We start from the raw sequence: 5691 nt of genomic DNA on the forward strand, positions 1-5691 counted from the left end.
TTGTTCTTTTTCTTCGGCGGCTGTCCGCCCGGGCCATAGGGTCCACCAGGACCGCCCGGGCCATAGGGTCCGCCGGGCCCACCTGGCCCGAACCCCTGTGGTCCCTGCGGCCCGCCGTAGGGGTACTGGCCGGGCCCCTGCGGGCCGCCGTGCTGCGGACCCTGCCCGCCCTGAAGTCCGTTCGGTCCCTGCTGATTCGGAAACTGGCCGCCGGAAGGCGTTTGCCCCTGCTGCGGACCCTGCGGTCCTTGCGGATTGGGGCCTTGCGGCGTCGGACCCTGCGGCGATGAACCCTGTGTGTTGTCAGTCATGGTCATAAGAGTCCACGACAGGACTCGTTGTTCCCGGCAATTCCGAAATAATTTCATGCACTCGGAATAGCCGGGGTTGACTTCGTTACCCGGTGAAATCGGCCGTGTTGCCGCTCCCGCCGAAAAGCCACGCCACGACGATCGCTCCGGGATCGGGCACGCCCTTCGCCGCGTCCCCGAGATAGGACGCGCGCCCCTTCTTCGCCACCAATTCGCGCGTCGCGAGCGCGCCGTCCCGGGCGGCGTCGTAGCTCGCCGTCAGAACATCGTCGAAACCGTGGTCCGCGGACGCGGCCTCCCTGGCAGCTCGTGCGGCCGGCGCCAGCGCATCGACCAGCGTGTTGTCGCCCTCCTCGGCGCCACCCAGCGTCATGACGGCGGAGACCGCGTTCTCGAGGCCCGTCGCGAAGGCGGTCGCGCTGAGCCCGGAGCCCACCGCATCGGTAAGGGACTGCGAGGCCTTCCCGAGTTCTCGGAACAGGGTGCCGAACACGGCGCCGGAGGTGCCGCCCGCGCGGACGAGCATCCGGTGGGACAGCGCGCCGAGCACGGCCGAATCGCTGCCGTGCAGCGGCAACTCGATGTCTCCGAGTGCGGCGTGCATGTTGGCGCCGAAATCGCCGTCGCCGGCGAGCCGGTCCAGCTCGGTGAGATCGTCGACCGCGCCCTGCACGCGCCCGACGAAATCGCTGAGCCACGCGTTCTCCGAACCGCCCTCATGGTCGTGTGCCGCGGGAAGGTCCTCCTCGAACTCGATGCGGGCGGGGGCGAACTCGGCTTCGCCGCCGAGCACGCGCGGCCACGCGGGGGCGTCGGTGGGAGCGTCGAGAAGCGAGACGATGTCGTCGGTGGCGCGCGTCAGCGTGAGCGAAACCCCGGCCATGTTGACCGACGTGACGTAGCTGCCGACCATCGATCGCCGAACGCGGATCCCGCGCTCGCCGAGAGCGCGAAGCACCTGCCCGAACACGAGGTGCAACTCGAGGTTCGTGGTCCCGCCGAGCCCATTGACCAGGCACACGACGTCGTCGCCGGTAGAAAGGTCGAGCGAGTCGGCGACGCCGTCGCGTAGCTTCGCGCAGAGCGTGCTCGCGTCGGTGAGCGTTTCCCGTGAAACACCGCGCTCGCCGTGGATGCCGACTCCGACCTCCATCTCGCCTTCGGGCAGATCGAAGGTGTCCCGTCCGCTGGTGGGCAGGTGCCCCGGCGCGAGCGCGGCCGCCATACTGCGCGAGTTCTCCGCTACAGATGTAGCGATGTCGGCAACGGCGTCGAGCGAATCGCCCCGCGCGGCCGCGGCGCCGGCGATCTTCTCCACGAGAATGGTCGCGCCGGTGCCGCGCCGCCCCGGCCCGTCCGAGCCGGGCTCGCCCTCGGTGGCGACGTCGTCGGCGACCACGACGGACCGCGTGTTCACGTCGGGCAGGGACTGGCGGGCCACCTGGAAGTTCATCACGTCGCCGGTGTAATTCTTCACGACATGCAGCACGCCGGCGCCCTGGTCCGCCCAGCGTGTGGCCTCGGTGACCTGCACCGCATTAGGGGAGGTGAACATGTGGCCCGGGCACGCGGCGGCGAGCATCCCGGCGCCGATGAATCCGGCGTGCATCGGCTCGTGCCCGGAACCTCCGCCGGAGATCACGGCGACGGCGGGGGAGCCGGAATCGGTGACTACAGCCGAGGACCGGCCGATGAATCCGGCCTCGTGCCACTTGGCGTCGGGGTGGGCGGCGACGAACCCACCGAGCGCCTCGGCGAGGAAGTCGTCCGGCGAATTGCGGAAGCTGCGGATCGTTTCATTACGCGGGGAATCGGCCATGGCGCCGAGGATAATCGTGTGCGCCACCGCGCGGAGACGAACTGCAGCTCGGCAGAAACAGGCACGCGCGAAATAACGAAAGGGACGTCCGCTTCGCGCGTCGTCCCTGTTCCCATTTAATAGTATGGCCCGCACAGGGGCTTGCCGCAAGGGCCTACACCTGCGCCACAATAGCTTCTCTCGCCCGCACCCCGTCTGCTATCTCGAGGGAGCCGCCCCCATGCCGCACACATATTTCGCCCTGCCCGAATCCAAATCCGCGAAGGCCGCACCTGACCTCATCGCGGCCGATGACGCCCATTTCGCCCGCCTCGCCGACCGTCTGTCCCGCCGCATCGCCGAAGTCTCGGAGCGGCTGGACGAATTGCGCGCGTCCGGCGTCAGAGGTGGGCAAGCTGCACTCGAACGGGACCTGGAAGTCCACTCGATGACGGCGGAGCTCCGCATGCTCCGGCGGTTCGCGCTCGACCTGTGCCTCGGCCGGATTGTCGGCGAGGCGGGGGAGGAACCGGTGTATATCGGGCGTATCGGGCTCACGGACGCCGACGGGTCGCCGCTGCTCGTCGACTGGCGCGCACCCGCCGCGGAACCGTTTTTCGCGGCCACGCGTGCACAGCCGATGGGGGTGGCGGCGCGGCGCCGTTACCGCTGGAACCGCGGCCGCGTCGTCGACTACTGGGACGAGGTGTTCGGCGACCCGGGGGCCGGCGAGAGTGGCGATGCGGCGCTCGACGAGGACTCGGCGCTCATCGCCTCTTTGGGCGCCTCGCGCACGGAGAAAATGCGCGACGTGCTCGGCACGATCCAGGCGGACCAGGACGAGATCATCCGCGCGTCCTCACGGGGTCCGCTCGTCGTCGATGGCGGACCGGGCACGGGTAAGACCGTCGTCGCGCTGCACCGTGCCGCGTACCTGCTTTACGCAGACCCGCAGGTAGAGGCCTCGCGCGGCGGCGTACTCATCGTCGGACCGCACCGGCCCTACCTCGCATATGTCGCCGATGTGCTGCCGAGCCTCGGCGAGGAGGGTGTGCTCACGTGCACTCTTTCGGACCTCGTGCCCGAGGGCGAGCACGCGCAGCCCGAGGCCGATCCGCGGGTGGCGCAGATAAAGTCCTCGGCGCGCTGGCGCGAGGCGATCGATCGCGGTGTGCGCTTCTACGAGGAGGCGCCGACGGAGAAGCTCACCCTCGAATCGGCGGGCGGCGATGTGCGGGTCACGGCCCGCGATTGGGCAGATGCCTTCGACTCCTATGACATCGGAGCCCCGCACAACGAGGCCCGCTCGCAGGTGTGGGACGCACTCGTCGAACGCCTGGCGAAAAAGGGGAATGACGCCGGACGAGAGTTCGAGCTCGTGTCGGCCGAGTATGCGCGCTCGGAGGACCTGCGCCGGATCTTCAACCACGCCTGGCCGAGCCTGGACCCGACAAACGTAGTGGAGGACATGTTCTCGGTGCCCGCGTACCTGAGGTTGTGTGCACCGTGGCTTTCTCGGGAGGAGGTGGCGCTGCTGCAGAGGGAGAATCCGCGGGAGTGGACGCGTGAAGATCTTCCGCTCCTCGATGCCGCACGTGCGCGGGTCGGGGACCCGGGCGCCGAGCGTCGACGTCGCGAGCGCGAAGCCGCCGACAGGGCACAGCGAGCCGAGATGGAGAAGGTCGTCGACGAGTTGATGGATGCCGACGATTCGGAGCTGGGGTTGATGAAATCGCTGCGCCACGGCGATCTGCGCGATGCGCTCGTCGACCAGGCCGCGCTTCCGGTCGAGCGCCGCAACCGGATGGATGGGCCGTTCTCGCACGTGATCGTCGACGAGGCGCAAGAGCTTTCGGACGCAGAGTGGCAGGTGCTGCTGCAGCGATGCCCCTCGCGGAGCTTCACGGTGGTCGGCGACCGCGCGCAGGCCAGGGCAGGTTTCGCCGAGACCTGGGCGGAACGGCTCGACCGCGTGGGGCTGCGTGACGCGCGCACGGCGTCGCTGAAGTTCAACTACCGCACGCCGTCAGAGGTGATGAACGAGGCGGCGCCGGTGATCCGCGCGACCCTGCCCGATGCGAACGTGCCCGAGTCGGTGCGCTCGAGCGGTATCCCGGTGCGCCGTGGCTCCGTCGCAGAGGGGAGGGAGATTCTTGCGGATTGGCTCCGAGAGAACGACGAGGGGGTGGCCTGTGTCATCGGTGCGACAGATGTCGAGACGTCGTTCGCCGCGGACACGCCGCGCGTGAGCGTGCTCGATCCGGTCAGCGCGAAGGGGCTCGAGTTCGACCTCGTTGTACTCGTGCGGCCGGGGGAGTTCGGTGAAGGCGTCGCGGGCGCTGTGGACCGATATGTCGCGATGACGCGTTCGACCCAGCAGTTGGTGATTCTCGACTAGCTCGAACGAGCGCGTTAGAAGCCGGCCGTGAGAATGTCTTCCACGATCGAGACAGCGGTGGAGGCTCCGGGTGAGGCGCCGAGCACGCCGACGAGGGATCCGTCTGATGAGCGGACTACTTCCGTGCCGAATTGGAGCTCGCCTCGTTGCGCGGTGCCGGGCTTGACGATCTGGGCGCGCTGGCCCGCGGTGCGCATCGTCCACCCATCGATGTCTGCGGTCGGAGCAAATTCCCTCAGATGGTCTTGCTTGGCCTTTGAGCTGGCGAAAGCCTCTTTGGCAAGCAGTGAGACGAGCGGGACGTTATGCGCTGCCATCGACGCCAGAGTCGTGAGATTGTGGGGGCGCAACGAGCGCGCGGCGTCCCACCAATGGCCGTGCAGGAGAAAGCGTGGGCTCGTTCCTGCGAAGGGTCCGAACAACACGGCAGGCGCGCCTTCGATGACGCGCGCATCCAGGTGCGGCATGGACATCGGCGGCGCTCCGACCGGCGCCTTTCCATATACCTTCGCGTGATGCTTGGTGACGACGGAATCCTCCGACGAGTACAGGAACTTACCGCTCACGGGCAGGAGCCCGTAGCCGCGAACCTGGGGCAGGCCCGCCGACTGGAGAAGCGGCAAGGTCCAGCCCCCGGCGCCGACGAAGATCCGCCGAGCGCGGATCGTGCCGACCGCCTCCCCGTCCTGCGAGGAGCGAAGGGTCGCTCGCCACGACTGTGCTGCGTCCGACGTCAGACGTGTGACTTCCGTTCCGGTGAGGATGGTGGCCCCGCGCCGCTTGGCTGAGTCGAACAGCTGGCGGGTAAGTGTGCCGAAGTCCACGTCGTAGCCGCCGGGATGCCATGTGGCCGCGATTGGGCCGGCGGCGCGGCCCTCGGTGAGGAGCGGGGCCCATTCGGCAATGCGGTCGCGGTCGGTGCTGAACTCGAGATCTTCGAAGCCGGGAAGACCGCGAAGCGCTGCGTGGCGTTTGCGGAGGAAGGTCGAGTCTTGTTCTCCGATCACGAAAGACATGTGCGGGACCGGGGTGAGGAAGCTGTCCAGCGACCCGAGAATGCCTTCTTTTGACCAGTGTTTCCAGGCGGCGAGGTTGTCGGCAAACTGACGGTTCATCGTCTCGGCCTTGCGGGTGTCGATCTCGCCGGTAGGGAGTTCGGGCGTGTAATTGAGCTCGCACAACCC

Annotated in this window: 3 protein-coding genes and 1 pseudogene; 1 reads left to right on the forward strand and 3 read right to left on the reverse strand. The window is 68.1% G+C overall.

All coding sequences use genetic code 11. The annotated features are described in order from the left end of the window. Both K8V11_RS12385 and K8V11_RS12390 read right to left on the reverse strand, forming a co-directional pair. Nucleotides 1-311, reverse strand: a pseudogene (locus tag K8V11_RS12385) (hypothetical protein); the annotation flags it as partial. A gap of 85 nt (nt 312-396) precedes the next feature. Further along, nucleotides 397-2130 (reverse strand): dihydroxyacetone kinase family protein, encoded by a 1734-nt coding sequence (locus K8V11_RS12390; protein ID WP_303914766.1) that lies wholly within the window; start codon nt 2128-2130, stop codon nt 397-399. Nucleotides 2131-2350: 220 nt separating this feature from the next. On the opposite strand from K8V11_RS12390, the gene helR reads away from it, so the two are divergent. After that, nucleotides 2351-4507, forward strand: a complete 2157-nt coding sequence (helR, locus tag K8V11_RS12395) for an RNA polymerase recycling motor ATPase HelR (protein WP_303914769.1) — start codon at nt 2351-2353, stop codon at nt 4505-4507. A gap of 14 nt (nt 4508-4521) precedes the next feature. Here the strand turns inward: helR and K8V11_RS12400 are convergent. Further along, nucleotides 4522-5691 (reverse strand): FAD-dependent oxidoreductase (locus tag K8V11_RS12400; protein ID WP_303914773.1); only part of this gene is annotated, 1170 nt, incomplete at its 5' end.

This window comes from Dietzia timorensis (assembly GCF_020742175.1).
Lineage (GTDB): Bacteria > Actinomycetota > Actinomycetes > Mycobacteriales > Mycobacteriaceae > Dietzia > Dietzia timorensis_A.